The 25,513-nt window shown below is 45.2% G+C and carries 25 protein-coding genes; 6 read left to right on the top strand and 19 right to left on the bottom strand.

What is annotated here, in order from left to right; all coding sequences use genetic code 11:
- Positions 1 to 134: 134 nt before the first annotated feature.
- Positions 135 to 392 carry a hypothetical protein gene (locus tag QUB51_RS06595; RefSeq protein ID WP_333053123.1) on the bottom strand — a complete coding sequence of 86 codons (258 nt, stop codon included), beginning with the start codon at positions 390 to 392 and terminating at the stop codon, positions 135 to 137.
- A gap of 198 nt (positions 393 to 590) precedes the next feature.
- On the opposite strand from QUB51_RS06595, the gene hisG reads away from it, so the two are divergent.
- Positions 591 to 1,235 (top strand): ATP phosphoribosyltransferase, encoded by a 645-nt coding sequence (gene hisG / locus QUB51_RS06590; RefSeq protein ID WP_333260184.1) that lies wholly within the window; start codon positions 591 to 593, stop codon positions 1,233 to 1,235.
- A gap of 356 nt (positions 1,236 to 1,591) precedes the next feature.
- On the opposite strand, the gene QUB51_RS06585 is transcribed toward hisG, so the two are convergent.
- Both QUB51_RS06585 and QUB51_RS06580 read right to left on the bottom strand, forming a co-directional pair.
- Entirely contained in the window at positions 1,592 to 3,058 is a 1,467-nt protein-coding gene (locus QUB51_RS06585) for a response regulator (RefSeq protein ID WP_333053119.1), read from the bottom strand.
- A gap of 596 nt (positions 3,059 to 3,654) precedes the next feature.
- Positions 3,655 to 3,942 carry a hypothetical protein gene (locus QUB51_RS06580; RefSeq protein ID WP_333260181.1) on the bottom strand — a complete coding sequence of 96 codons (288 nt, stop codon included), beginning with the start codon at positions 3,940 to 3,942 and terminating at the stop codon, positions 3,655 to 3,657.
- Between the two features lie 96 nt (positions 3,943 to 4,038).
- Here QUB51_RS06580 and QUB51_RS06575 point away from each other — a divergent pair, with 96 nt between their 5' ends.
- The gene (locus QUB51_RS06575) at positions 4,039 to 4,263 is read left to right on the top strand and encodes a helix-turn-helix transcriptional regulator (RefSeq protein WP_333053116.1); all 225 of its coding nucleotides are present in this window, start codon (positions 4,039 to 4,041) and stop codon (positions 4,261 to 4,263) included.
- Between the two features lie 108 nt (positions 4,264 to 4,371).
- On the opposite strand, the gene QUB51_RS06570 is transcribed toward QUB51_RS06575, so the two are convergent.
- From QUB51_RS06570 to QUB51_RS06555, 4 genes are all read right to left on the bottom strand, one after another.
- Positions 4,372 to 4,776, bottom strand: a complete 405-nt coding sequence (locus tag QUB51_RS06570) for a transcriptional regulator (protein WP_333260178.1) — start codon at positions 4,774 to 4,776, stop codon at positions 4,372 to 4,374.
- Positions 4,760 to 5,059 carry a type II toxin-antitoxin system HigB family toxin gene (locus QUB51_RS06565; protein WP_333260176.1) on the bottom strand — a complete coding sequence of 100 codons (300 nt, stop codon included), beginning with the start codon at positions 5,057 to 5,059 and terminating at the stop codon, positions 4,760 to 4,762. Before QUB51_RS06565 ends, QUB51_RS06570 begins: the two co-directional genes overlap by 17 nt.
- 165 nt (positions 5,060 to 5,224) lie before the next feature.
- Complete coding sequence (locus QUB51_RS06560; RefSeq protein ID WP_333260172.1) at positions 5,225 to 7,438, bottom strand: ATP-binding protein; 2,214 nt, start codon at positions 7,436 to 7,438, stop codon at positions 5,225 to 5,227.
- Between the two features lie 880 nt (positions 7,439 to 8,318).
- Positions 8,319 to 9,032 carry a DUF1997 domain-containing protein gene (locus QUB51_RS06555; RefSeq protein WP_333053111.1) on the bottom strand — a complete coding sequence of 238 codons (714 nt, stop codon included), beginning with the start codon at positions 9,030 to 9,032 and terminating at the stop codon, positions 8,319 to 8,321.
- A 117-nt stretch (positions 9,033 to 9,149) separates the two neighbouring features.
- On the opposite strand from QUB51_RS06555, the gene QUB51_RS06550 reads away from it, so the two are divergent.
- Both QUB51_RS06550 and QUB51_RS06545 read left to right on the top strand, forming a co-directional pair.
- A complete protein-coding gene (locus QUB51_RS06550; protein ID WP_333053110.1) occupies positions 9,150 to 9,809 on the top strand; it encodes an NAD(P)H-binding protein in 660 nt (219 codons plus the stop codon).
- 298 nt (positions 9,810 to 10,107) lie between these two features.
- Complete coding sequence (locus QUB51_RS06545) at positions 10,108 to 11,394, top strand: glycoside hydrolase family protein (RefSeq protein WP_333053109.1); 1,287 nt, start codon at positions 10,108 to 10,110, stop codon at positions 11,392 to 11,394.
- 321 nt (positions 11,395 to 11,715) lie between these two features.
- Here the strand turns inward: QUB51_RS06545 and QUB51_RS06540 are convergent, their stop codons facing one another.
- From QUB51_RS06540 to QUB51_RS06530, 3 genes are all read right to left on the bottom strand, one after another.
- Positions 11,716 to 12,105 carry a hypothetical protein gene (locus QUB51_RS06540; RefSeq protein WP_333260168.1) on the bottom strand — a complete coding sequence of 130 codons (390 nt, stop codon included), beginning with the start codon at positions 12,103 to 12,105 and terminating at the stop codon, positions 11,716 to 11,718.
- A gap of 716 nt (positions 12,106 to 12,821) precedes the next feature.
- The gene (locus QUB51_RS06535; RefSeq protein WP_333053105.1) at positions 12,822 to 13,070 is read right to left on the bottom strand and encodes a hypothetical protein; all 249 of its coding nucleotides are present in this window, start codon (positions 13,068 to 13,070) and stop codon (positions 12,822 to 12,824) included.
- A gap of 160 nt (positions 13,071 to 13,230) precedes the next feature.
- Positions 13,231 to 13,575 carry a Dethiobiotin synthetase gene (locus QUB51_RS06530; protein WP_333170930.1) on the bottom strand — a complete coding sequence of 115 codons (345 nt, stop codon included), beginning with the start codon at positions 13,573 to 13,575 and terminating at the stop codon, positions 13,231 to 13,233.
- A 208-nt stretch (positions 13,576 to 13,783) separates the two neighbouring features.
- Between QUB51_RS06530 and QUB51_RS06525 the strand changes: the two genes are divergently transcribed.
- Positions 13,784 to 15,298, top strand: coding sequence for an SGNH/GDSL hydrolase family protein (locus QUB51_RS06525; protein ID WP_333260165.1), 1,515 nt, complete (start codon positions 13,784 to 13,786; stop codon positions 15,296 to 15,298).
- A 162-nt stretch (positions 15,299 to 15,460) separates the two neighbouring features.
- Here the strand turns inward: QUB51_RS06525 and QUB51_RS06520 are convergent, their stop codons facing one another.
- The 5 genes from QUB51_RS06520 to QUB51_RS06500 all read right to left on the bottom strand — a co-directional run bounded on the left by QUB51_RS06520 (position 15,461) and on the right by QUB51_RS06500 (position 20,112).
- Entirely contained in the window at positions 15,461 to 16,273 is an 813-nt protein-coding gene (locus tag QUB51_RS06520; protein ID WP_333053101.1) for an MlaE family lipid ABC transporter permease subunit, read from the bottom strand.
- Between the two features lie 210 nt (positions 16,274 to 16,483).
- Positions 16,484 to 17,533, bottom strand: coding sequence for a patatin-like phospholipase family protein (locus QUB51_RS06515; RefSeq protein WP_333053100.1), 1,050 nt, complete (start codon positions 17,531 to 17,533; stop codon positions 16,484 to 16,486).
- An 84-nt stretch (positions 17,534 to 17,617) separates the two neighbouring features.
- Positions 17,618 to 18,247: a methylthioribulose 1-phosphate dehydratase gene (gene mtnB, locus QUB51_RS06510; RefSeq protein ID WP_333209678.1), complete on the bottom strand. Its 630-nt coding sequence runs from the start codon at positions 18,245 to 18,247 to the stop codon at positions 17,618 to 17,620.
- Between the two features lie 244 nt (positions 18,248 to 18,491).
- Positions 18,492 to 19,334 carry an HAD-IB family phosphatase gene (locus QUB51_RS06505; RefSeq protein ID WP_333240624.1) on the bottom strand — a complete coding sequence of 281 codons (843 nt, stop codon included), beginning with the start codon at positions 19,332 to 19,334 and terminating at the stop codon, positions 18,492 to 18,494.
- Complete coding sequence (locus QUB51_RS06500) at positions 19,285 to 20,112, bottom strand: Crp/Fnr family transcriptional regulator (RefSeq protein ID WP_333232006.1); 828 nt, start codon at positions 20,110 to 20,112, stop codon at positions 19,285 to 19,287. Before QUB51_RS06500 ends, QUB51_RS06505 begins: the two co-directional genes overlap by 50 nt.
- Before the next feature lie 355 nt (positions 20,113 to 20,467).
- Between QUB51_RS06500 and QUB51_RS06495 the strand changes: the two genes are divergently transcribed.
- The gene (locus tag QUB51_RS06495; protein WP_333053096.1) at positions 20,468 to 21,550 is read left to right on the top strand and encodes a DALR anticodon-binding domain-containing protein; all 1,083 of its coding nucleotides are present in this window, start codon (positions 20,468 to 20,470) and stop codon (positions 21,548 to 21,550) included.
- A 278-nt stretch (positions 21,551 to 21,828) separates the two neighbouring features.
- Here QUB51_RS06495 and QUB51_RS06490 read toward each other — a convergent pair whose 3' ends face one another.
- The 4 genes from QUB51_RS06490 to QUB51_RS06475 all read right to left on the bottom strand — a co-directional run bounded on the left by QUB51_RS06490 (position 21,829) and on the right by QUB51_RS06475 (position 25,470).
- Entirely contained in the window at positions 21,829 to 22,050 is a 222-nt protein-coding gene (locus tag QUB51_RS06490; protein ID WP_333053095.1) for a DUF4079 domain-containing protein, read from the bottom strand.
- A gap of 19 nt (positions 22,051 to 22,069) precedes the next feature.
- The gene (locus QUB51_RS06485; protein WP_333053094.1) at positions 22,070 to 23,230 is read right to left on the bottom strand and encodes an ATP-binding protein; all 1,161 of its coding nucleotides are present in this window, start codon (positions 23,228 to 23,230) and stop codon (positions 22,070 to 22,072) included.
- Positions 23,227 to 23,598, bottom strand: coding sequence for a response regulator (locus QUB51_RS06480; protein ID WP_333053092.1), 372 nt, complete (start codon positions 23,596 to 23,598; stop codon positions 23,227 to 23,229). Before QUB51_RS06480 ends, QUB51_RS06485 begins: the two co-directional genes overlap by 4 nt.
- A 408-nt stretch (positions 23,599 to 24,006) precedes the next feature.
- The gene (locus QUB51_RS06475) at positions 24,007 to 25,470 is read right to left on the bottom strand and encodes an ATPase domain-containing protein (RefSeq protein ID WP_333053090.1); all 1,464 of its coding nucleotides are present in this window, start codon (positions 25,468 to 25,470) and stop codon (positions 24,007 to 24,009) included.
- Positions 25,471 to 25,513 lie beyond the last annotated feature (43 nt).

Genomic DNA, 25,513 nt, shown 5'->3' with positions numbered 1-25,513 from the left:
CCGCCCGTCCAAAACGGACGGGCGGGACGCCCATCCCACAATAACAATGAAAATTGTAAGTTATTTAATTCGCGATCCTAAGTGGACTGAATGATACAAGAATCTCTGCCCTTCTAGGGCCCAGAGTTGTCAAATTAACAGCCTCCCAGCGTTCCGCGTTTTTCTGCAAACTTCGATCGGGGGGCGCGATCGAAAACGCTTGATTTCACATGAGAGGAGAAGCCTCTGTCCCTGGGAACCCTTGCCTGGTTAGCGCTAGGTACAGCTACTGTATAGTCCATTTCCTCCCTCTCTACACCACCGCCTGAGAGGATTTCATCTACTGTAATCTTTTTCAGGGAATCCTGGTCTACACTGTGAAAATTTTCTTCAAATTCTTGATTATTTTCCATACCGACCGCCATTGAAAAAAGTGACTAAATAAAAAATTACTAAATATAATATATCCTCAAATCAAGGATCGAGCAATACCCGAAATTTATTTTTTGCTATGAACTCTATGTGTTATTCTGAGTTTGGTAAAAGCTGTTTCTGCTTAGACCGCGATCGCCCCCTTCCCAAATTAAGAAATTTACCCTCTAAAAATTGACATGATTACTGTTGCACTTCCCAAAGGCGGACTGTTAGGAGATAGCATTCGGCTGTTTAAATCGGTTGGATTAGACTTCAGTGCTTTTCTCGATTCCTCGAACCGACAACTTCAAATTTATGACCCGACGGGCACTGCCAAAGCTTTGCTAGTAAGGACGCACGACGTACCTGTTTATGTGGAATACGGTCAAGCGGATTTGGGGATTGCTGGCTATGATGTTTTGCGGGAAAAAAAGCCGAAAGTTGCCAATTTAATTGATTTAAATTTTGGCAAGTGTCGGCTGTCTGTGGCGGTGAAGGAATCTAGTTCTTATCGACGAACTGTGGATTTGCCTCCTCACGGTAGAGTTGCTTCTAAGTTCGTACACTGTGCGAGGGAATATTTTCACAATTTGAATTTGCCGGTGGAAATTGTGCCGCTTTACGGTTCTGTGGAATTGGGGCCGATTACGGGTATGTCGGAGGCAATTGTGGATTTGGTTTCGACTGGCAAAACTTTGCGAGAAAATGGTTTGGTGGAAATTGATGTTTTGTTTGAAAGTTCGGCTTATTTAATCGGTCATCCTCTGAGTTACCGTTTGAATACGGGGGGGGTGAATGAGTTGATCGGAAAGTTGAGAGAGCAAGTTTTGACCGCTGTTTGATGGTCTAAAATTAGAGTAGACTTATGGCATAAATCTTTCAGTAATAGGGAAATCACAGACGCAACGCAGATACAATTCACGATAGTTAGGAATGAGAATTAAATAACTTCCACTCTTGAAAGTGGGATGGGCTCTTATAGCCCGTCCTTTTTGGATGGGCTATAAGAGCCCATCCCACAATAACAATTAAATTTGTAAGTTATTTAATTCACGATAGTTAGCGACTTTTTCCAGAGTTCTAAACTCTTGTGGGAAGTATGGGTTGGGCTTCTCGCCCGCCCTAAAAGTTAAATCTTTATGAGCTAGTATTTGCCGTAAGAAATAGGACTGAAATCCTCAGTACGAACTGGTTCTATTTAGTTGATTTCTGAGCGCTTACTTACAGGTATAAAACCTAGTTTTTCCTGGCAGCGATTGATATAAAAACTGACGACTGTATCAGCAGGGTTTTGTTCGATTAGTTGCTGAAAATATCCCAAGGCTGCGACAAATCTTTCGGATTGCCATCCTTGAATTCCTTTGTCAAATAAACCCTGGGTAAGCTGCTTTGCCTCAGAGTCGGGACAAGAGGCTGCCCAGATTTCGTAGATTTCAATAGCTTGCTGTTTGCCGCGCGGCGTTACTCGATCGATCCAGCGATAGTAATAATTGTTGCTGGGCAAATGGCTGTCAGCAGCAGTCGCCCCAGAAGTAGAAATAATACTCTCCTGTGTTTCCATTTCTAAGTCGCACTTTAATAATAGACTTTCTTTTGAGTGGGAGTTGGAACTTATGCCATTTAGAAATTCTCTCGCATGAACAATGGCATTTTCGCTAACAATAATTTGGCAGCCGTATATTTTAGTTAAATTTTCTAACCGAGAAGCTGTATTTACCACATCGCCGATGACTGTAGAGTCCATGCGGCGATCGGAACCTAAAGTGCCGATCATGCCGATACCTGTGTTAATTCCCGTACCAATATTGACGGGAGATTCTAAATTGTATTGGTGGCGACTGGCATTAAATTCTTGCAAGGTTTCTTGCATTGCTACTGCGGCTTCGATCGCATTCATGGCGTGAGAATTGGGCTGGTCAAATACTGCCATGATTGCATCGCCTAGGTATTTGTCAATAAACCCGCCGTGAGACGTTATGCACTCGTTCATTTTAGTAAAAAAAGCGTTCAACCATTCAAAAGTCTTTCGAGCTTGTTGAGATTCGGCGATCGCAGTAAACCCGCGAATGTCGCAAAATAAAACAGTCAGCTCTTCTTCTGTGGCATTGCCCAACTGAATAGATTCTATTCCTTGCGGCGCAATTCGTTCGAGAAGTTGCTCTGGCACAAATAGCTGAAATTTTTCTGACAGATATTCGTTGGCTTCCCAAGCTGCGGCGATTTGGCGTTTGCTTTGCTCTTTTACCTGCTGGTGGAATTGGGAAGATACTGCTTGCGATCGCATTTGACTCAACTGCAAAATATTTTCCACTTTCGCCAGCAACAAGCGACTGTTAAAAGGCTTTGTCAAATAATCATCTGCCATCATTTCTAACCCTTTGATGCGAGATATATCGTCATCGAGGGCAGTTAAAAAAATCACCGGTACAGTTTGCAATTCCGTATCCTTCCGTAGGATATCGCACACATCAAAACCGTCCATCTCCGGCATCATAATATCTAGTAAAATTAAATCGGGTCGAGAGGCGCGGGCAAGCGAGAGCGCTTCATGGCCAGATAGCGCTGATACTGTAGCGTATCCTTTTAGGTGCAATAACTCTTCCAGTAAAATAAGATTAGCTGGCTCGTCATCAACCAACATGATGCAGGGCGACTTGTTTGACATGGAATATGATAGGTAAAGTTTGGCCACCGATCGGCAAGGACAAAGGATTTAGGTATTTAGCTAGGATTGACGCACGATCGCCTAGAAATCGGATTTTTTCCGAAAATACTGCATACAGACTTTTAATCGGGGTAAAAAACCCGGTTTCTTTAGTCTAATAGCGTCCAGAACTGATTGTGTTGTGTTCTTTAGTCTTTCCCCTCGTTTCTGAAAAGAGATGTCCCCGATCGATCGCCGAAATAGTTGAGTTAGGTTAATATAAGTTGATTTTACATTCAATCTAAAATTTATCTACTATTGAGTTTAGCGTTTCGCATCATGAAATGTAATAAATTACACCTCTGTGGCAGTGAACCCAGCATTAGTGGCAGTTGGAAAAGTCGGAGGCCCAGCAGTGGCAAATACAATAGTGCGATCGAAGACAGCCTCACGTGGGGCTGTTTTCTTTTTCCCTAATAGTCTTGGACGCACGGGTGGCCAGAAACCGGGTTTTTTTACGAAAATCCTCTGCTGTAGTCCGCAGATTAGGTAAAAAACCCGGTTTCTTTGTCGGCCCTGGCGTAAGTTCTGTCTAAAAAACCGATTCCTACGATCGGTTATCGGCCATGAGGTGTCAAATCAGTGCGATCGGGCAAAGCAAACACAACTTTTAATCGGATATTGGGGACTCGCTGGCGACACAACTGAAGATGTCCGTCAGCGTCCGATCGATTGCGGTATCGCCCGACAATCGCCCATTGCAAATTGGGAAGTAAACGGGCAACCGCCCAAGGCTTGAGGCACTCTTTGTAAGTCATAATGGTTTTGTCTCCATTGCATAAGGGAGCCAGAGCCAGCGCGGACACTTGGTAGGTAGAGGCGCTGGCTTTTGATTTATTACTCATATTATGACGCTAGCGTGTATATGTCAATATGTAATTATTAATATGTATATGCGAAAGTTATAGTTCTGACACTGAAATACTCATAAGCTAATGAGTATGTACAGAGTAAAAATCAAAGTAAAAGAGCTTAGCGAGGAGCGGAACTGGAGCCTGAGCGAACTAAGCAGGCGTTCAGGCGTCCCATACAATACCGTTCGCCGTTATGCTATGCAGCCAATGGCAAAAATAGAAATAGACCCAGTTAGTCGCATTAAGGAAACTTTTGGTTGTTCTTGGGATGAGTTGTTGGAATTGCTTGGGGATGATTCTTTTGATGAGTGAGTGCGATCGCTTGTTCATTTTTATAGGAGGGGTGCGATCGCCCCCACCCTCATCAAATCAATCCACTTGGATGCGATCGCCCTCCGAGACATTACAGAGTGCGATCGCTCAATTGAACAAAAACAACCCCGGATCGACGTGAAAAAACCTCCCCAAAGCCTCAGCTTGTTTCTTGCTGATTTCTAGCCGATCGTTAATTACCTCAACTACCGCCTCACTCGAACCCATAATTTCTACTAAATCCTCTGCTTCTAGACTCCGAGCATCCATCAAATGCAGCAGCCTTGACTTTGGCGTTGATGTATTAAGTTGATAGTGCCGCTCTTCAAAATCCTCAATCAGTTTTACCAGCAGTTCCAACAGCGCATCTTCTTCTGGAGTCAGATTTGGACGAGAGAGTAATCCTTCAACAATCTCCAAAAATATCTCGTTTTCCTCTTCAGTTTTGATAATTCGAGGCTGATATTGAGAGAGCAAGCTACTGTAAATTTTTAGATCAAAAGTAACAGTCATTTTTCCAGGTTTCCTTATCATACTCGGCATGAGTGAAAACGTATTTTATATAAATAATTTGCTTCTCATAGTTAATACTCGCGATTAAGCGATATTTATTTCCTTTGATATTAAAAACTGTAAAATTTCCAACTGCTTCAGCTTTGAGATAAACAGCTTGAACTTCAACAAGATTAGTCCAGGCTGCTTTACTGGCAATTTTATACCAGTCATCGAGCGCTTCGCAGGAATCAGCGTGACTTTGGCAGTAGTCTCTTAATTTTTTCCGACTGATAACGTGCATTTAGCTATCATTATGATATTTTCTAGATGTCTGAATCGCGTCATCATCTATTATATAGCGCGTCTAAATCATTTTAAGCAAATTTTTATTGGCACTTTGATGGACAAGCTTTTCTCATCCCGCGCCAGCTAAGAGTTACTTTGACAAGCTTTGTATAAATGCTGTTTAAGTGAGAAAAGAACGGACAGTAGCGATCGTCAAATTCAAATCCAGCGGCTTGCTCAAATAAGCAGAAGCGCCAGCTTCCAAACATCGCTCACTGTCACCGGGCATAGCCATCGCCGTCACCGCAATCATCGGTACCGAATCCCAGACAGGATCTGCTTTAACTCGGCGCATCAACTCAAAGCCGTCAACATCCGGCAACTGAATGTCCATCAAAATCAAATCCGGCAGCAACTCCGGGGCTGCAGAGGCTGCGAGAATACGATCGGCCATCGCCTTCCCATCCGCGAGTATCTCTACCCCGTACCCCTCCAATTCCATCACCTCAGAAATTAACATTTGGTTAAAAAGCTGGTCTTCAACAACCAAAATTCGCTTGCTGGCAATTGGTAAAGCGATCGCAGAAGCAGGAACTAACTTGGTATCCAAAGCACAAGAAGCAAAGTTTCCCAACTGTTGACGCATCTCCGTCAACGGCAGCCAAACGCGGAAAAGACTTCCCCGATCGCAAACAGATTGAAAAGAAACAGTTCCCCCGTGCAATTCTGCCAAACGCTTAGTCAAAGCCAAACCCAAACCTGTACCTTCGTGCCTCCGAGTCAGGGAAGAATCCACCTGTTGAAAAGGTCGAAATAGCAAGTGCCAGCGGTCTTGAGGAATGCCGATGCCGGAGTCTTTTACCTCAAAACAAAAATAAGGAGTGCTGGCATTTATAGGAGAACAATCCGGTCGGTAGTCGCCGTCTATTTCACTGCCGTAGGCCAGACGCCCGCTGAGTTTAACTTGTCCCTGTTCGGGGGTAAATTTGATGGCATTGGAAAGTAAATTAATCACAATTTGTCGCACTCGCCGTTCGTCGAGCCAAACTTTAGTAATACGGTTGTCGAGTTCTAAAGACAAACCGATCCGCTTTTTGTCTGCCCGTGGCTGCATCATTTTCATACAGTCTGTCGCCAGTTCTTGAACGCGAACAGGCTGTAAGTTGAGTTCTACTTTCCCGGCTTCAATTTTAGAAAGATCGAGAATATCGTTGATTAGCTGCAACAAGTGCTGACCGCTTTTTTCGATCAGTTCTACATAGTTGATTTGTCGATCGCTCAACTGTCCGGCCGTTTGCCGCAGCAGCAAGTCAGAAAAGCCGAGAATGCTGTTGAGAGGCGTCCGCAATTCGTGGGACATTGAGGCTAAAAACTCGGATTTCAACTGAGAAGAATACTCTAATTCTTCATTAACTTGGCGCAAGTTCTCTTGTGTCTGAGCCCGCTCGATCGCCGCCCCCAGAGTCCGGCAAGCAGCTTCGAGTACGTCTTGGTGGACGGCGGCTTGCAGTTTTTTGATGTTGCGGGACTCCAGCGTCAGCACTCCGATGATTGTGCCGTTGGTAGCTGCGATCGGAAAAATACCCAGTTGTCCGATTCCCGGATGCCGAAATTCCGGCACGGCATTGGGATGTTGGGCATAATCCTCGACAAACACAGGTTTACCAGTTTTCACCACTTCCCACAGTAAACCGATGCCGTAGGGAATGCCTTGGTCGAGCAATTCTTGCATTCCTGCGACTACTGGTTCCCCGTAAGTAGCCAAAAATTGACTAGAAACTTGGTTGCAAATCCCCGACGCTTGCCGATCGTTTCCCTTGCCGTTAATCACCTTGACATCTCCGAAAGCTGCATTCATTGCCTCTACTAAATAGGTGAGGGCAAACTGACCTATTTCTTGCAAACTGTCAGACTTTTGCAGGCGTTCAGTTAAACCTAAAAGAAAGCTAAGCCGCCTGACTTCTGCGTTCAAGCTAGCTTGGGAGTTTCGGTATACCGTAACGTCTCGAAAGGTAAATAGCCGTCCGCCGCTGTTGGTAATCGTGGCGCACACCTCCAAACAAACCGCATTGGATTGCTCGAAATAAAATGATAAACTTTCATCCTGAGATTTTTCGAGTGCTTGCTGAAACTCTTGCCACTGCTGAAGGGACAAGTAACCCCGATCGACAATTTCCGCAAACAGCAAGTGGCACTTCGGCTTTGTTTCCAGCCATTCTGGGGACAGTTCCCAGATTCCCGCCAATTTTTTGTTAAACAAAACTAAGCAATCAGACGAGTCGAACAGAGCGATCGCATTGTCTACTTGATTGAGAATCAGTTCTTGGTCTGCCCTCAACTGGTGCAAGTCTCTCTCCATTTTCTCTGTGTGTGTAGCTCTTAGTTTCGTTGTCATAACTTTCTAGGGATATGGCAAGAGTTATTGTATAACCCCTTACTTAATCTGACATAACTTTACGTTTTTTGGCAGTGAGGGCGATCGATCTGCCTTGTGATCTGAGACACTTGCTAGTTTACGAGGGCGATCGGATCCCGCTTTGAACTGCGTCGCCTACATTGCTTAATCATGAGGCAATAAGGAGGGAAAGCATAATGACAGAAGCAGAATCTTTTAATAACAATACTGTCGAAATTGAGGGCATCTGACTTGAAACTATTGTGTCCAACCCTGTGCTAAATTGACCCATAATAATAAAAACTAATTCCACTGATAAGAAATCAGCATCTAGCAATCCTCGCATCATTTGTGAATTTCTTACGGACTCCCAGCGCGTTCGGGGAGGGTTGGCGTGGGGTAAAAAAAATACGACTTTTGCAAGAATTGCTATATGTCAAAATGCAATCATGACTTTACCCTTAAATTTTATTAGCAATAACTTGATGATTTGGATTAACTGGTAAAGCAAGTGTTGGATTCAAAAACCTAGGCATAAGGCTCGCTCTAAGCACCCGGAGAAAGTGATATCAGTTTCAAAAAAGCAACTTTAGGCTCGCGATCCCAACCCATACACAATCAGTTATTCCCCATAATTTAATCTAAAATTGTGCGACTGAGCGCTCACGCCGAAGTCGAAAATCTACGAGGGTATGAGTTATGACGATCGCACTTATGAGTAAGGTGTGCAGTGCACACCCTACAAATGCGAGTTAAGCTAATCCGCATTTAAATTGCAGAGTCAAATAAATCTTTACTCTTGTGGGGAGTAGGGGTTGGGCAGGAGATCCCACACTTAACATACAATTTAAATGCTGTACAGGTTAAAGCGTAAGTATGCTTAATATTTCTTAGGATTTTTCGGAAAAGGAATGCCCAAACTTTCGTGAAAAACAACCTGAGTTTTATAAGTCAAGCGCCGGTTAACTTGTTTGATGATTTTTTCCAAAAGCGCATCGCCGGTTTTTTCTATTAAAGGTTGAGACATCGATCGAATAAACTTGGGAAAGCAAACTCCCACAGCCAAATCCAGCTTCCAGCTAGTAATGGTAATCACAGGCGGCAGCTTAGCACGTTCCGAGCTCGGCCAATCGGCGGCAAACTCCTGAGACGGTATCTCCCCTAGCTTCATTGCCGATCGAAAATCCACTTCATACCCAGGCGAGGTATAATTCGGAACCGGAATAGTCTTAATCAAATAGCAGCCTTCAGCATCCGGCGGCAGCAACTCTAAACCAATTCTCGCTTCAACACGGTAGCCGAAAGCCCCAAAACGCCCGATTAATAAATCATAGCCGTTTTCGCCGATCGGCTGGGCCTTCATCGGCGAAGCGCACTGGCAAAACCAACTCTTGTGGTTGTTCAAATGCTTCGCCACCGTCTCCGCATCGGCGTACATCTCCATGCTGTCTTCAAAATGCGTGTGAAACCAAATCGGCTCAACTTCCTCTGGTGCATCCGCGCTTCCACTTTCGGGCTGTCGGAAACTCGCATCTGGGTAGTAATTTTCGTCAGAAGCTTCAAAAGTTTGATATTCAGCGGAATCTTGCTTCATTCTATACTCTCCTGTAATACGCACCGGTCGGGTTGGGGATGTGTTAAGGGAGTTTCCTCCCTACAATTGAGAAATTGATAGCAACAAAACTTACCCTAGTTCAGCATAACTCGACATATGAAAGCATTTGTAGCAGGAGCCACAGGTCAGACTGGCCGCCGCATCGTCGCAGAATTGGTCAAGCGAGGTATTCCCGTGCGCGCCTTAGTCCGAAATCTAGACACAGCGAGGCAAATTTTACCACCGGAGGCTGAGTTAGTGACTGGGGATGTATTAAATGCAACTTCCCTAGGCGATGCCATCGGCGATAGTACGGTATTGCTGTGTGCGACAGGGGCGGCCCCTGGTTTTGACCCGACAGCGCCTTACAAGGTGGATTTTGAAGGTACTAAAAATTTGGTGGATGCAGCTAAGGCTAAGGGAATTGAGCATTTTGTGCTGGTGACTTCTCTGTGCGTCTCTCAGTTTTTTCACCCGCTGAATTTGTTCTGGCTGATTTTGGTTTGGAAAAAACAAGCCGAGGAGTATTTGCAAAAAAGCGGCCTAACTTATACGATCGTCCGTCCGGGCGGCCTCAAAAATGAGGATAATTCAGATGCGATCGTCATGACTGGTGCGGACAAAATGTTTGAGAGCAGCATTCCCCGCACCAAGGTAGCCCAAGTGTGCGTGGAGGCGCTGTTTCAGCCGACTTCTCGCAACAAGGTTGTGGAAATTGTGGCGAAGTCGGAGGCTCCGCAAAAGAGTTTTGAGGAGTTGTTTGCCAGTGTGATTTGATTGAATTAGGACGCACGGGTGCCCAGAAACCGGGTTTTTTCACGAAAATACCCGTTGCAGCCAGCACAAAGGTAAAAAACCCGGTTTCTTTAGGCCCAGGTAGCGAACAAAGAAACCGGGTTTTTTTACCGAGATTGAGGGTTTTAGGCAAGTTTTTGGTTAAAAAACCCGGTTTCTGGGCATCAGCGCGCAAGTCCCATCAGTACAAACCGCAGGGGAATTGCCAGTTTTCCGATCGCCAAATCTGGCAAAATCTTAATAGTTTTACCATTCGCCCTTAAACTTTCGTTCTCCCAGCATGAAAACTCTCAAGTGGCCAGCTTGGTTCCCCTATCCGATTTCGTGGTTAAGGGCATTTGCTCTCGCTCAGAGTTTTAGTTTTGTCCTTCGCAGGGGCATTCCTTTTGTCAGCGACAATATCGGCTTTCTGAGTCTACTGCTGGCGGCTTGGCTGATTCAGTTGCCTGTGTTCTTTGTTTGTCACTTTTTAGCAGTCAAAATCTTAAATCCCTTACTAATTATGCTGCCGGGGCGCTTTCGCGTTGCGCGCAAGTTCAAGCGTCGGCATACGGGTATTCGATCGCACTTGCGAGAAGGCTTGAATGCTGTTGTAGTGATTTTTTTTGCCTTTAATCTGTCGCTGTTGGTGCAACTTGCGATTTTTTATTGGCCCGCGCGATCGATCGATCCGGCTCAATTACTAACAGGAATATCTACTCTGACAAATGTTGCCATAGCCGGTGAATTAGATTTCTGGATGATTAAATTGGCGGGGGTTTTATCGAGTCTAACGCTGGTAGCCGCGCCGCTATATCAATACGATTTTCGGGTGCGCCGGATGCGGGCGGCTCGAAAATTGGCGGAAATTTCGGAAATGGAAATGAGTTGGCTAGAAGCTGAGAAATTGAGCCGTCGCAAAAGAGGTTTGCTGAGGCGAGCAGAGATTCAAATCCTCGGATTTATACTTTTAATCGGCGCTGTGATTGGCGGCGGTGTTTTTTTGGTTGACAGTTTGCGGGGAAATCAGCAGTTGTCGCAGTCGGTAAGCGGGCGGGGAAAATTCCCGCCGCTGGCTATTAAAACGGGCGATCCTTATATTCGGGCGCTGATGCGTACTATTTCTGCTAGCGAGTCGAATGTTGCTCGCCCTTATCACGTTGTTTACGGTGGCAAATACATATTAGATTTGAGCCGCCATCCTGACTGGTGCGTGAAGATTGTTAATGGCCCGAATCGAGGCAGGTGTACTACCGCTGCGGGCAGGTATCAATTTCTGACTACGACTTGGAAGGAGAAGGCTAAGCGCTATCAGGCGCGTCGTGCTAATTTTTTATTCTGGGAAGATTACAGTTTTGAACCAGAAGATCAGGATGCTGTGGTTTATGCTTGGTTGAGCGATCGCAAGTTTTGGAAAGCTGATATTTCTGAGATGTTGCGACAGGAAAGATTAACTGACGTGTTGCGGATGCTTTCGGGAACTTGGACGAGTTTGGGATATGGAATTGAAACCAATTCTATGAGTTCTCGTTTGCCGAAAGTCTACCGGGAAATGCTGCGGGAAGAATTGGAAAATGCTGGTTCTTAGGTTAAATTAACACAAAGAAGGGTAGGGACACGGCAGTCTCCATTGGTGTCAACTTAACGTTAAACAGTCCGACTGTCCGACAGTCCGACAGGGAATGAATTCCCTGCCTCAAAGCTAAAGTCCTCGCTATGAGGACTGAGAATAAAATTTTTTAAACTCATTAGTCCTCATAGCGAGGACTTTAGGTATTAGACAGGGGTTTCAACCCCTGGCGGACTGACGGGTAGGCGGGAATATTGATGGACTAAAAGCTTAAGTTGACACCTATGGGCCAAGCCGTGTCCTAGAGATATCCGGTGCAATCCACCATATTTGATATAATTACTTCAATTTTGGTAAAAATGCTGTCAAACATTTGTACAATTCTAATCCCGGCCATGCTTGCAGGGGATAAAGCCTGTCGAAATTAATGGGGTTTCCCGGTGCTAATTTCCACTCGGTTTTCTGTGCTGTTTTTGGGGAAATTTCGATCGCTACCGTGATGTTAATAATGTTGTTGTGCTGGGGGATGCCCCGGAAGCAGTAACTTTTGCCCGTGCGTTTGTCGGAATCGCTGCCGGTGATGTATCTGTCTTGTTTGCGAAATTGAATTTCTCGAAAAGGTCGATCGAGCGCAAAGGAGTCTCGGTAGCGGTAGTCTCCGTCGCCCAAGCTTTCGACAGTCGGCTTGATTTGACTTATCACTGTTGCTGCACTAAGAGTTAGCATCATCGATCCGCATTCCTCCTGTGAAATCGGTGATTTTGGTTGCTGGTGTCTGAGTCGTCGTGGGCGGCTGAAACAAACCCGCCGTGTAACAAATTAATAAAAGCCCTTAAGCAGTTTAAGTTGATCCCTATCTATCGTGAATAATTATTTCATGCTTTCATCTCTGTTACCTATCTGAGTAATAATAGAAACATACAGCAAGCCGTGAGAAAATTTACGGGCGCATATTTAGGGATTAATTGACGATACTGCGAGGATACTGCTATGTTTGGCGTGACGCGAGAAACACAAAATTTAGGGCGGGTTGAAACCGGAAATTCCCAACGGCGAGGCTCTTTCACCTCTGCGTCTAAAAGTACCCGTATTCGGCTATCTCGAGTTTACAAAGATGAGGCTCTGGTGTCGGCTGCGCTAGCGGGACTGCCAGCTCTTTTGGCATCCCTGGAAAGCTTTCGCGAGGAGTAGAACCTGGCATTTTCTATTGCTATATATGGCGCGTGGATGCTTGTGATAGCGGCGGCCAACCGAGCAGGGGCTGTTTTGATTGCACCTAAAATCCTCCTCGATTTGAGTAGAGTTTTGCTGTGCTGAACTATTGCAAGACTCAGAAACCTGGTTGTTTATACAAAAACATTTTTACAGCCCTTTGTTATGGTATGAAAAATGGTATAAAAACCAGGTTTATTGGTATGTGTCCGTAAGTCTTGTGTTTACAAAATTTATTTGTCAGTGTCATCGGGTGCGATCGATGCCTCTACCTCTTGGGAGGAACGGCTTAACATAGAGTCGTGCAGGTGTTCGCTGTGCTGCCTTTCTTGAGCCATTAATTCTCTGGCTTTTTCTTCAGCAATTCCCTCCCCATGTGTTTCTAGCTCGTGGGAGGAACGATTGAGCATAGCTTCGTGCAAGTGTTCGCTATGCTGCCTTTCTCGTGCAATTAGTTGTCTAGCTTTTTCTTCAGCGTTCATGAGTAGTATCTCCAATTGTTTGTTTGAAGTGATTCTTATATTAAGATGCCACAATTCGAGGGTAAATGTAGCAAGATTAACATAAAATTTTACAAATAATTGTATAAAAAAAATTGAGTTGGCTGGCGGTGGGTATCGGGATCGGTGGTTGCTGAGCTAATTATTGCCAGACGCCGGAAAAGATATTCTTGACGGCGATCGCAATTCGATTTAAGTCTTCCTTCAGCAGCGGTGGCCAAGAAACTCCTCTGCGGAGTCCAGCTTCAAATTGCTGCAAACCTTCTACTGACAGTAAATGCAGTGCCGATATCAATTGTCGATCGAGCATTGGAGATTCTTGCAGACTCTCAAACAATATTTTTAAAGCTAATAAAATCGATGTCACCTGTCCGGGTACGGGCGGTTGACCTTGTTTGAGACGCATCAGGAAGGCGTCGGGATTTTTCTTGGTTTCCAGGGCGGTTCCTTGGTCGATCAGAAAACTGCGGGCGGTTTTGTAATCCATTTGACGTGCGATCGATCGGAGTGCAATTAATTAGCAGGCATTATATCACTTTTTGGCTCGCTCAATTTGGTAATATATTTCCATACAGGCTACACTACAGCTACTGGTGAGGTGCGCCCATAAGCACGCTACAGCTACTGATTAGACACGTAGCATTCATCCCACAGTCGCCTGGAGCAAAGTGAAACGGACAGGGAAAAATAAAACAATGGCAAAACACCAAAGAAATAGCAGAAAATCCAAGATTTATCGCTACTTGTGGCTGCTTTTTTTGTGTCTGAGCTTTCTGTTAGTTCCGCTCATCAAAAAAATAGTTGCCTCTACGCCATTTCCCCCACCCGCTCCTATTGAAAATAATGCTAGTTTTGGAGCAAGGATTCAAAGGACGATGGGGCTACTTGCTGCTAGCACTCCAACAGACCGCCGCCAAGTGCGTATTCTATTCTACGGTCAATCCATCACAGAACAAGATTGGTGGAAAGATGTAGTGAAGGATTTAATACAGCGATTTCCCAATGCAGATTTGATTGTGGAAAATCGGGCGATCGGAGGATTTGCCGCCCCGATTTTAATCCGTCCCAGCGAACACGATTTGTATCCTTTTTATCCAGACTTGCTAATTTTTCACGTCTACGGAGGCGGTGAAGATTACGAAGCCATAATTGCCAATGTCCGCAGCCGCACTGCTAGCGAAATACTCTTGCATTCAGACCATCTTGACTGGATGCCTACAGGCAACAGCGACGATCCAAATTCAGTCAAAAGATACGAATGGCACAACACTCATTCTACTAAATGGCTGCCGGAGTTGGCCGATAAATACGGCTGCGAAATAGCCGAAATTCGTGAACCTTGGCGCAGGTATTTGAAAGACAATCGCTTGCAGCCACAACAGCTATTGAGCGACAGCATTCACCTCAACGATTGGGGAAACTTTCTCCTAGCGGCCCTGATAAAACCGCATCTGCGATACAAGCCAAATTCTCCTCAACCGCCGCAGGATTTAGTGAAAACCTATACAGTTGGCACCGATGTTAAATGGCAAGATGGCAAGTTGGTTTTAGAATTTGAAGGAAATAGAATAGATGCGATCGCCGATAAAACCTTCAACGGCAAAGCAATTTCTGCTAGAATTGCGATCGACGGCAAAAAACCCTCAGAATTTCCTGAACTTTACAGCATCACCAGACCTAGCGTTACTCTTGGCGTCGGTTTGCCAGCAATCATCCAAATATCCAGTCAAAAACCGCTAATCGTCGAAGATTGGAAAGCCATAATCACTGAAATTAACAGCGACGCCAGCAAGTTTAAATTTGACGTTATAGGTTCTAAAACAGGTTACGACGGCAGCGGTACAAACGACGAAATGTTTGTCTCAAACTCTGGCCGCGTCGTGATTGAACCGAGAAACTGGTGGCTGAAAAATTCTTATGAAGAGTCTAAAAAACCGACGCCTAAAGGCTTTGAAATTTCCTGGCAAGTGCGACCAATGTTTGTTGATTCATACGTTCCTCCACAAATTACAGATTCAAGCCGCGAGTATTCTACAACATTGGCTCAGAATTTGAGCAACTCCAAACACACCCTCGAAATCGTCCCCGAAACAGATGGGAAAGTTCCAATCCAGGCAATTCGAGTGTATCGCCCTCCTTTCTCCTTCTCCAATCTACCATCTGAAGTTGAGAGTTTTAAACCGCAGATATCAGCGGATGAACACGGATGAACGCTGATGCAATTTTATCGGCGTTTATTTGCGTTCATCTGCGGTTTAAAAAATCTTCATGTTATTTTATAGAAATCCTGGTGGCATTCGGGTTGATGATTGTTCAAACCCTTAATATTTAAGCGTCTTGACTCCTGAATCCTGCTATAATCGCCAAGATTATCAACCTTTGAGCATCCTCAACTCGTGAAATATCAACAACGATAAAAAGAAATCTGCTACAAAAATCAACACCCAAGAAGTTACCACCGCCGCCGTTGCAGCTTGGCCTACTCCTTTCCCTCCGCCCACCGTCGTCAATCCCCAACCGCAACCGACAAGGGCAATTATCAACCCAAAAATAAAACTTTTAATCACCACAGTTACTAAATCCCCAGGCCCCAAAAAAGTCCGCACCGATTCCAAAAATACCGACGGTTCCAAATTATAAAAATGAACCGCTACAAATAGCCCGCCCAAAATTCCCACCGCTACCGCAAAAATTGTTAAAATCGGCAGCATGATGCAGCAAGCTATCACCCTCGGCACTACTAAATAATCAACCGGATTTGTTCTTAACATATACAGGGCGTCTATTTGTTCCGTCACCTGCATTTCTCCTATCTCCGCCGCAAAGGCCGAACCTACTTGTCCCGCCACCACGCCCGCCGTTAAAAGTGGTGCTAATTCGCCACAAAATGCCACAGCAAACGCACCTCCCATCGCCCCAACCGCCCCAAAGCGAACCAATTCTCTGGCGGATTGAAATGTAAAAATCATGCCGCCAAAAAAGGCTATTAGCAGCACGGATCGGAAAGAATCCAGGCCTACTGTTACTAAATGTTCCATGATTTTGCGACGGTCAATTTTGCCTTGGAGTATGCGTAGCAGCACTTGGCCCCCCAGGAACAACGTCAAAAAAAACCGCTGAAACCACCTGTTATTGAAGGTTTCATCTAAATGTCGATCGCGCTTTTCTTGGTATTTCTTAACCACTGACGGAGGGCTCGCGATTAATTGCAAACAGGGCGAAGCACTGCTAAATAGAGATTTTCGGCAATCCTACAGCAATTATTGCACGATTTGTCAACATATATTTTTTGTCTCTGGGCCCTGCGGTTGGTGGGTTAGGCGCGGTTTAAGATTTATTTATTGGTGACTTAACTTAATCGCCGCGCCCAACCCACCCTACAATATGACTAAAATCTAAAATCCTAGGACTACGGGAGCAAGTAACAAGTCGATAAACTTATCTAACTGTTCATTATTCTTTTCGGCTTGATCCTTGCCAATTCTCAGCAGTGCCGATATCTTCTCTTCCGAGGCATCATCAATCGGCAGCGGTTGTTCGTGGCTCAAATCGGGAGTAATTCTCAAATATTGATTCGGTCTTTCAACCGCATCATAAATTTGAATTAGTTGATAATTTACAGTTTCAGCAACTCCCGTCATCATGATATTAATCAAAGGCTCTACCCACTCAATTTGACCCCAATTTTTTACTTTTTCGTAGGGGTATTTTTTCTGAGCTTCTCCGGTTCCCAAGGATAAAATTACCATATCTTTTGCTTTCGGGCCTCGGTAGGAGTCATTGTCAGGAATTCTGAATTTATTTCTAACTTCTGCATAAGCACAAAGTGCGGGATTGTTGGCGAAGACTCCCCCGTCAATTAAAGCGTAGCATTCATTGCTAAAAGAATAGATTTTAGAAGCCTCAAAATAAGAGGGAGCTGCCGATGTGGCTCTGGCGATATCTCTAATAAAATAGTCTTCGGCTGGATATTCTTTAGCATCTATTTGATCGAAAAAGTGAGCTTTTCTCCTTTCGATGTCGTAACTGGAAATTAAACAAGGTTTTAGCAGTTCGCTGAGTTTGCAATCTCTAAAATTTTCCCAAAATAATTTTTCTAAGGGCTCGCTGGGATATTTCTCATCTCTCACACCATTTAGAGATCTGACTTTTTGCCACAATGAAGTCTGAAAAACGTCGCGGCCACTCTCAATCGAAAAATTAACAGCGTCTTGGGCTGCCCACCGAGGTCTGGTGGGATTTTCGGCATCGGGACACAAATAGATGCAAGTTAAAATTCCTCCTGCACTCGTGCCGGCGATTAAATCAAAATAGTCAGCTATTCTCGCATCAGGGTTGCCACTTTTTTGTTGCAGCTTTGACTCAACGCTAACTAAAATTTGCGCTGGAATAATTCCTCTAATTCCGCCTCCATCTATGGATAAAATTCTGGTATATTTCGCCATAATTGTTGCCTATTCTGAATATTTTCTCGTTTGCTAATCTCAAATCCCCAAGCCTCCGAATCCATGCACCGCTTAATCTAAAATCTAAAATTTCAAATCTAAATTTAATTGGCGGGCTGCGATCGTATAGCGAAAAATGTATTCTACAATTTCTACGTAATTGTAGGCGGCGGCTGGCGACTCTGCCCAGACTGTAATGCCGTGATCGCGAATTAACAAAGCGGGTACAGAGGGCGCAGAAATGGCAAAAAATTCGCAAATTTCCTTGGCTATCTTAGGGACTTCTAAATAATTTGTAAAGAGGGGTATCGACACTTGCGGGTTTTCCTCCCACATTCCCAAACCTTTCAGCATTTCGATCGCCGGTAAAGGCACTGCATCTCCTGCGGTTAGCCGAGAAACTAAATTTGCCTCGATGGAGTGGACGTGATAGCAAGCTTTCGCGTCTGGAAAACAATTGTAAACGGCTAAATGAATGCTGGTTTCGGCGGAAGGGCGGCTGTCAGCAACAGGTTGCTCGACAATTGCGCCGTCTAAGTTCATTCTGATAAAATCTTGTTCAGTTAACTGCCCTTTCGCGCGGCCACTAGCAGTAATCCAGAAAGTGCCATCTGGTAAGCGGGCTGAAAGATTCCCAGCAGTCCCAACCATCCAACCGCGATCGTAAAAATGTTTGGCTGCTGCAATTAAATCCGATCTCAAATCACCACTCATTCTTGACAAATCCTCAGTTTTTAATCTACTTTTTACGTTAATAGGAATTGCGCTGGTTTATCTAAACGTAGTGCACTGCGTACCTTATATCAAATCCGGTAGCATCGGACTTATATGCACGGGGGCGGGTTTATTATATTGTCTATTATGGGCAATTATTGTTTGTGAACCCGCCCCTACAAAATTTAACATCATACAATACCGATGCAAACGGAATTTATATTACCTGAGAAAGGCGATAGTTTCAATTCCATTTTTGGGACAAATTTTCCAACACATCAAAAAAATTATCCCATTTAGTATAAGGCTTTTGCTGTTCGTCTAGATACTGGGCAAGCCGATCGCGCGCAAACACCGACGAAGCCTGCAAAGCCATATTAAAATCCGTTAGCGAATCTCCGATCGCCACCTGTTCCTCGGCCGGGTGCTGGCCCATCACCCGCACCTTAGACACCAATTCCTCATCTCCTTCAAACTCAGAATTGACTTGCAAGCGAGGGCCACTAGCGTCCACATCCACAGCGTAAATAACCCTCGCCCGGTGTACCAAATCGCCCATTACCGTCTCTACCATAATCCGAAGACCGCCGGAAACGATCGCAAAATCTACCTTTTTTTTGTCCAAAAAATCCAGCAATTCCACCAATCCCGGCCGCATCAGCTTTCCCCTAGAAAATTCCACAATTTCCCCGTAACGTTCCGAGGGAATAGACTCTAGTAACTGCCGCACTCCCGATCGCAAACTCAGCCTTCTAGCGTATATTTCTGGCATCAGTTGAGACGACAGTTCCGGTGCGAAATGCTTGAGCATTGCCACAAAAGTTTCTTCAACAGTTATCGTGCCGTCAAAGTCGCAGAATACCACCCGTTGCTGATTGTTCGGGATTGAAGATTTTGGCTTGTCATCGGTCATTGTCAGTCGCACCTTTCGAGAACAGGAAAAGTTTACACAATTTATCCTACACTGTCGAGCCATCGAGCGCGACTGCCCAAAACTAATAGTGACGTGCTGTTTGTTGGCAATTTCCCGCAGGATTTTATGCAGATTCTTCGAGAGAATCTTCATCATCCAGGGAATCTTCATCATCCAGGGAATCTTCATCATCCAGGGAATCATCCAAGGAATCTTCTACCTCCTGCTTTTGGTTTTTTGTCTTTTGGGGGTTAGACTTAGCAGGCAAACAGATTAAATTATCATCCTCAGTATTAATCAAACCTTTCGATCGCAACTTACCCATCAAGCGCGTCACCGTCACCCGCGTTGAGCCAATTGCGCTGCCAATTTGAGCGTGAGTCAATGTCCAAGGCAGTCGGTAGCCCCGAACCACATCCGGTTCGCCGTCACCTATGTAAGGTTCGCCGAACTCTTCGATCAACAAAGTGAGAAATCCCAGCAGTCGGTCGATCGTCCGGCGCTGTCCCAAAGTGCTCAGCCAGAGAAGTTTCCGCTGGTGTTGGTAGCGAAACGCATCCAAAATTTCCCTACGAAAGTGAGGCCAATTATCCAAGTCGTGCCAATACATCCACACTACGTGAGTTTGATCGGCGTGGGCGTAAGCTTGGAGAGTAAACGGAGACTGAGCAACCAGTTCAAAGGGCTGACCGGCGCCAACGAAGCCCAAAAAAGCTTCTTCTGTAGTTTTGTCAGCGGATTTCGACTTCCCCGCAGCAGCGCTAACTTGAGCACTGCCTACGAGCCGCACAGAACCTTTCTGGACTAAATACAGCAGTCCGGGTCTTGCGGGAATCCGCTCGTCTTTGCTAAAAGTCCGGCAGCGGTAGTGTTCCTGGGCCCAGTCGATAATTCGCTGCCAAGTGATAAACGGTCGATCGATAGTCTCTACAGATGTGGAAGTTGATTGCATAAGTGAGGCTCTGGGATATATTTAAGAGTGAGAAAAACAGCTTCTGCCAGCAGTGCGATACCAAGTGAGACAACCAACCCCCGATCGAGCTTGCACGCTTCTTAACTGTGCTGACTTTTCTTAGTTTTACCGAAATATTTAATGTAGCAAAAAATACATCAAAATGGTATAGTTCAGCAAAAAATTTGTCGTAAATTATTGTATATTTAGCAAAAAAATCGCTATAAAGCCGATTAATTCGATGTAGCCTCGTCCGGGGGAGCCGATCGACTATCTCTGAGATCAGCAGTTTAACGTACAAGAAAAGTGCAAGCGGTAACAGTCGATCGTTGCTCTTACGGTAGGATGAGCCGATATGGATACAGCAAATATGGAGCAGTGCCCGGAAGTTACAGTGAAGTGTTTCTTGCTTTCCAGGTTCCAAAGGGCGATCGGCCAGCAAGAGGCACTAGGGAAAATTCCATTAAATCTCATAGGTGGCACCATTCTCAAGAACGGGCAAGATGCCCATTCCACAAGAGATGAATTTGTTCTCAAGAACAGGCAAGATGCCTGTTCCACAACAAGTGAATTTGGTTGTGGGGTGGGCATCCTGCCCGCCCAAGATGCCTGTTCCACAAAGAGTGAATTTGATTTTGGGGTGGGCATCCTGCCCGCCCATAAAAAGCTTATTGAGAATGGTGCAATAATTCCGTTAAATCGGAGTAAAGATAGCGCGCGGGTGCTGTACCTGTCTGCGATCGCCCTGAAATTGGCTAAAAGTTGGCAGCAGACACCGCAGACAATCGCCGCCGAGTTGGCCGAAACTCTCCAACCGCTGTGCTACCCAGATTTCGCCGTTAAAGTCGCACGGGCTGGAATTATTGAGTTGGAGTTGACTGATGCAGGTTTAGCCGTCTGGTTGCAGCGTTTAGCTCAAACGAACCTCCCACTTCCAGAATCTCGAATATTATCTCCTGTTGTGTGTGCCGATCGACTGTTTCCGATTCAGTACAGCCACGCGCGCTGCTGTTCCCTGCTGCGAATGGCCCACCGCGATCGGATAATTGCGATCGCCCAGCCAGATGTCGCTACAGCGCCGGAAATTTGGTCGCTGGAGAGTCCAAATCCTATCCCTTGGATCGACGAGGGCGATCGACTGCGGTTAGTGCATCCAGCAGAACGCCGTTTAATATCCCAACTGTTAACAGTGCTAGACAATTTATATCCTAATTTTGAGGTAAAAAAACGCGAACAACCTGTCAATTATTTCAAATTAGCCAATAGTTTGAGCGAAGCATTTCAGATTTTTTACAGCCAGTGCCGAATTTGGGGAGAAGTTAAAATAGAACAGCCACAACTCGCCCAAGCTCGATTAGGTTTAATATTAGCAACTCAATCTTTGCTGCGATTTATCCTAGAAAATTTCTTGAACGCTATTGCTCCTTTAGAACTTTGAATTAGTCCGTATAAAAAAGTAACAAGTAGCATAAAAAAAAGTATTTTACTGTATTTTGGCGCTGGTTTCGGACAAGTTTAATTTTTGAAATCGCAGCGATAAATGAGTTATTTTTGCCCGCTTAAACGAATTTCCAAAAAAGTGCGATAACCCGTTATATTATGTCCGGTCGATTCCCTCCGCTTCGCTTCGCCCAAAATCATGTAGGGGCGGGTTCACCAACAATATCTGCCAATAATTGACAATCTCAAAAACCCGCCCCGGCCGGGATATTATGGTCAATCGATCGGACATGATATTACTCTTTGACAGAGAAATAGCAGCAGCGCTATGCAGTTTAAACCAGTGTGAATTTTCCGCCAGCGGTGCGATCGCTCCTGATTAATTTCCGCTGCAATTCCCCACGAAAAAGCCATCAAAAGCGTCCCATCGAGTCCGTAATAAAAATGAGAAACCAGCCATACATTATCCCTGTGAAAAATCCCGTCTTGAAATCCCAAGAAAAAGCCTGCATCTAGTTTAAGGCGTTGCAGGCGAGATTTGCTTTTTTCCTGGTTTTGCGATCGGCAGTGTTACTGTAAATGTACTGCCCACACATTCTTCACTGCTCAACGTAATTTCGCCACCGTGCAAGTCCACGCATTTTTTAACAATGCTCAGCCCCAGTCCAGTACCGGGAATTCGACCGACATTTTTAGCCCGGTAAAATGAATCAAAAAGCCGTCCTTGGTCTGCTAAAGGTATGCCAATTCCTGCATCCTGTACCGAAAAAATAGCCTCGGTTTCAGTAACTTTTAATTCAAAAATTACTTCGGTATTGGGGGCAGAATACTTAATAGCATTGGACAGCAAATTGCCCAGAATTCGCCGGAGCAAGCTTACCTCCAAACACGCCATAGCCGATTGATGGTGATTCACAAAAATCAGCGTCACCCGATCATTTTCAGGTTTCAGCTTCAGGCTGCTCTGAAATTCGCCTACCAACTCATTACAAAACTTTGCTAAGTCTAGCGGTAGCAAGCAAAACCCGGCTTGTCCTGACTCAACACGCCCCAGCAGCAGAACATCATCTAATAACAAATCTATACCTTTGGCGGCTGCTTGAGTTTTGTCTAGAAGTTCTTGTGTTTTCTCATCTGTTAATGTCAACTTGTACTTGCTAAGAAGTTGTGTAGTGCCGATGATGAAATTCAAAGGATTGCGAACGTCGTGGGCAATCATGTACAGCAAAGATGTTTTCATCTCATTGAGTTCTTGGGCTGTTTGCAGAGTGCGATCGAGTTGGTCGTGAGACAATTTGAGAGTTAAAGACAACTGGCGCGATCGCAGCAAAATCTCCACCCGCGCTTGCAATTCAATCTTCTCGATCGGAGCGATAATCAAATCATCAATACTTTGCCAAATAAATTGCGTTGCCATCCCTACATCCGAGCGGGATGTAATCAAAAGAAAAGGCAAGCATACCGGGTGTTCTGCCTGTTTTTGGGCTGCCACCCATTGCCAGTGGCGTTTCAGGGAAATACCGTCAATTATCCCCAGGTCAAAAGATTGATTAAATGGTAAAAAATCCTCACTATTATCTGTGGAGTTTGGCAGCAATACCTCATAGTAAACAGCTAGCCATTCTAATAACAGGCGGCGATTTTCTTTCTGTTCGACAAGCAATAAAATTTGACTCACGCAGATTCTCCTAGCAAGCTGTGCACAATGGATAGCAAATCTCTAACGATCAAAGGTTTTACCAACATATTCCGAGCCCCGTGGCAGAGGCTTTCGTGCCCAATAGCAGCGCTTTGTTTGGGCGAGAGTATCAGAAAAGGGATTTGGTGATTTCGCAGTTGTTCGCAGCAGTCCCAAATCCGGCGATCGAAACCAGAAATATCTACTAAAGCCATCCCGATCCTAGCAGGCTGACTGATAGCTTGTGCAACATCTTCAAAGTTATAAGCCGCGATCATCTGGTATCCTTCTTTGTTAAGAAATTGTGCTAATAGTTCCAAGTTTCGATGATTGCGATCTACGGCTAAAATTATTGATTTGCCAGTCATTTATCAGGTTCCTGTGAATACGGGTTATACCATTTTAGATTTTAGATTTTAGATTTTAGATTGGAGAGTGAGTGATTATATATGGGTTGGGATGTGGCATAAAGTTGGATTCTTTTTCTATCTGGAATTAGCTTACTTGTCGGCGAACTATTACATAGGTTTTCAGTTGAGTGAAGTACAGATGCTGGGGTACAGGACACTGCCGCGTACCCTGTACCCCTACTGTATTTCATAGAATTAAAAACTACACTACGATAAAAGTCGAAAAATACACAAATTTACCAATATATTTAAGTTTTCCAGGACTTAGGCTAGTGGTGAGGTGCGCGGTGCGCCCCCTACTCATTAGTAGATTCACGACTGCGAAATTAGCTGCACTTGCCCAGAAACAGCAGGACAAACCCCGATTCAATCTTCATCCGCTCCCCCCTCAATCCACACCGGCGCCGAACTCAAAATGCCGCGCAGCCCCGCTATCGGTTTGCTGACTTTGATTCCGTAGCGAGTAATCTCGAGTTCTCGCAGAGTTCTCTCGAAATTGCTGACTCGTTTTTTAATTACTCCGATCGCCTTGCGGATTTCTGTCCTATTATGCAATTGGCGTTCCAGATAGCGTATAAACAGAAGATTATCCGCCAAATAGCTAATTCCGATCTCGGTCAGCCGAAAATCTCCGCTAATGGCTTCTACCTCATTAATCAAGATAACGGTGACTCCCATATTCTTCAGATACTTGCACAAAGCGTGCAAATTGTTCACCAAATCTTGCCCCTGCATCGAAAGCTGATAGCCAGAAATACTGTCAATCATCACAATCCGCGTCTTTTCCTGCTCCACCTCCTGCCGTACCATACAGGCAAACTGATCCGGCGAGTACAGCAAAGGTTCCACGGGTATCACCGAAAGACTTCCTTGTCCAATCATCGCCCCAACCGGGATGTTAACTGATTCGCAGCGGCGCAGCAGAGTAGAACTTGACTCCTCAAAAATGTAAACTACCGATCGCTCCCCCCTTCCTGCAGCTTCCTTCATAAACTGAATCCCCACCGTCGTTTTACCCACGCCGCTAGGCCCGCTAATCACCGTCACAGTCCCCCGTTCCAGTCCCCCGTGCAGCAGTTCGTCAATTTCTGGAACCCCAGAAGAAATCGCTTCCGCAACAAAATCCTGTTGAAAGTTGTCTGGAAGCAGTCGCGGAAACACCTCCATACCAGCCTGAGTCAGGCGCAGCGAATGGCGGCCGCTGCGGAAGTTAGAGCCTCGCAGCTTGGTGACAGTCAGGGCGCGTCCTTCAGGGCGCAGTTCTAAATAAATTACCCCGTCGCTGATGAATTGCAAATCGTCATCGGGAGCACTTGAAGTGCCTTCGGAGGTAAACACCACCGTCGCCCCCCCTTCGACTAAAAACCGCAGAAAAGACAAAACTTGCTTGCGAAACTGAAACTCATCCGCAGCTAAGTAGCGAAATTGAGTGATTGCGTCCAAAAACACCCGTTGTGGCTTGACAGCTTGGACTCGCTCGATAATCTTTTGTGTAGTCGGTTCTCGCTCCACCTCGGAGGGGGAGAAAATATCATAAGTCTGAACTTCTGTAAAAAATTCTGAGGATGGGCTCAAATCGAGGAACGCCATCGCTTCCATATCAAAACCGAGACTTGTGGCATTGGCCCGCAATTGCGCTTCCGGTTCTCCTAAAGTAATAAACAGGGGCGTTTCTCCCAGAGCCACACCTGCTGCCAAAAAGTGAAAGCCCAGTGTAGTCTTGCCAGTACCCGGGCCGCCGCGCACCAGATAAGAGCGTTGAGGAATCAGGCCGCCGCCAATCACTTCGTTGAGACCGGTAATTCCCACAGAAATTCGGTTTTGAGACATTTGTTTCTTCATGTTTTGAATATCGGGCCCGTATTAATATTTA

It is taken from the genome of Microcoleus sp. AT8-A3 (assembly GCF_036705675.1).
Lineage (GTDB): Bacteria > Cyanobacteriota > Cyanobacteriia > Cyanobacteriales > Microcoleaceae > Microcoleus.
This window is presented reverse-complemented; position numbering and strand designations above follow the sequence as displayed.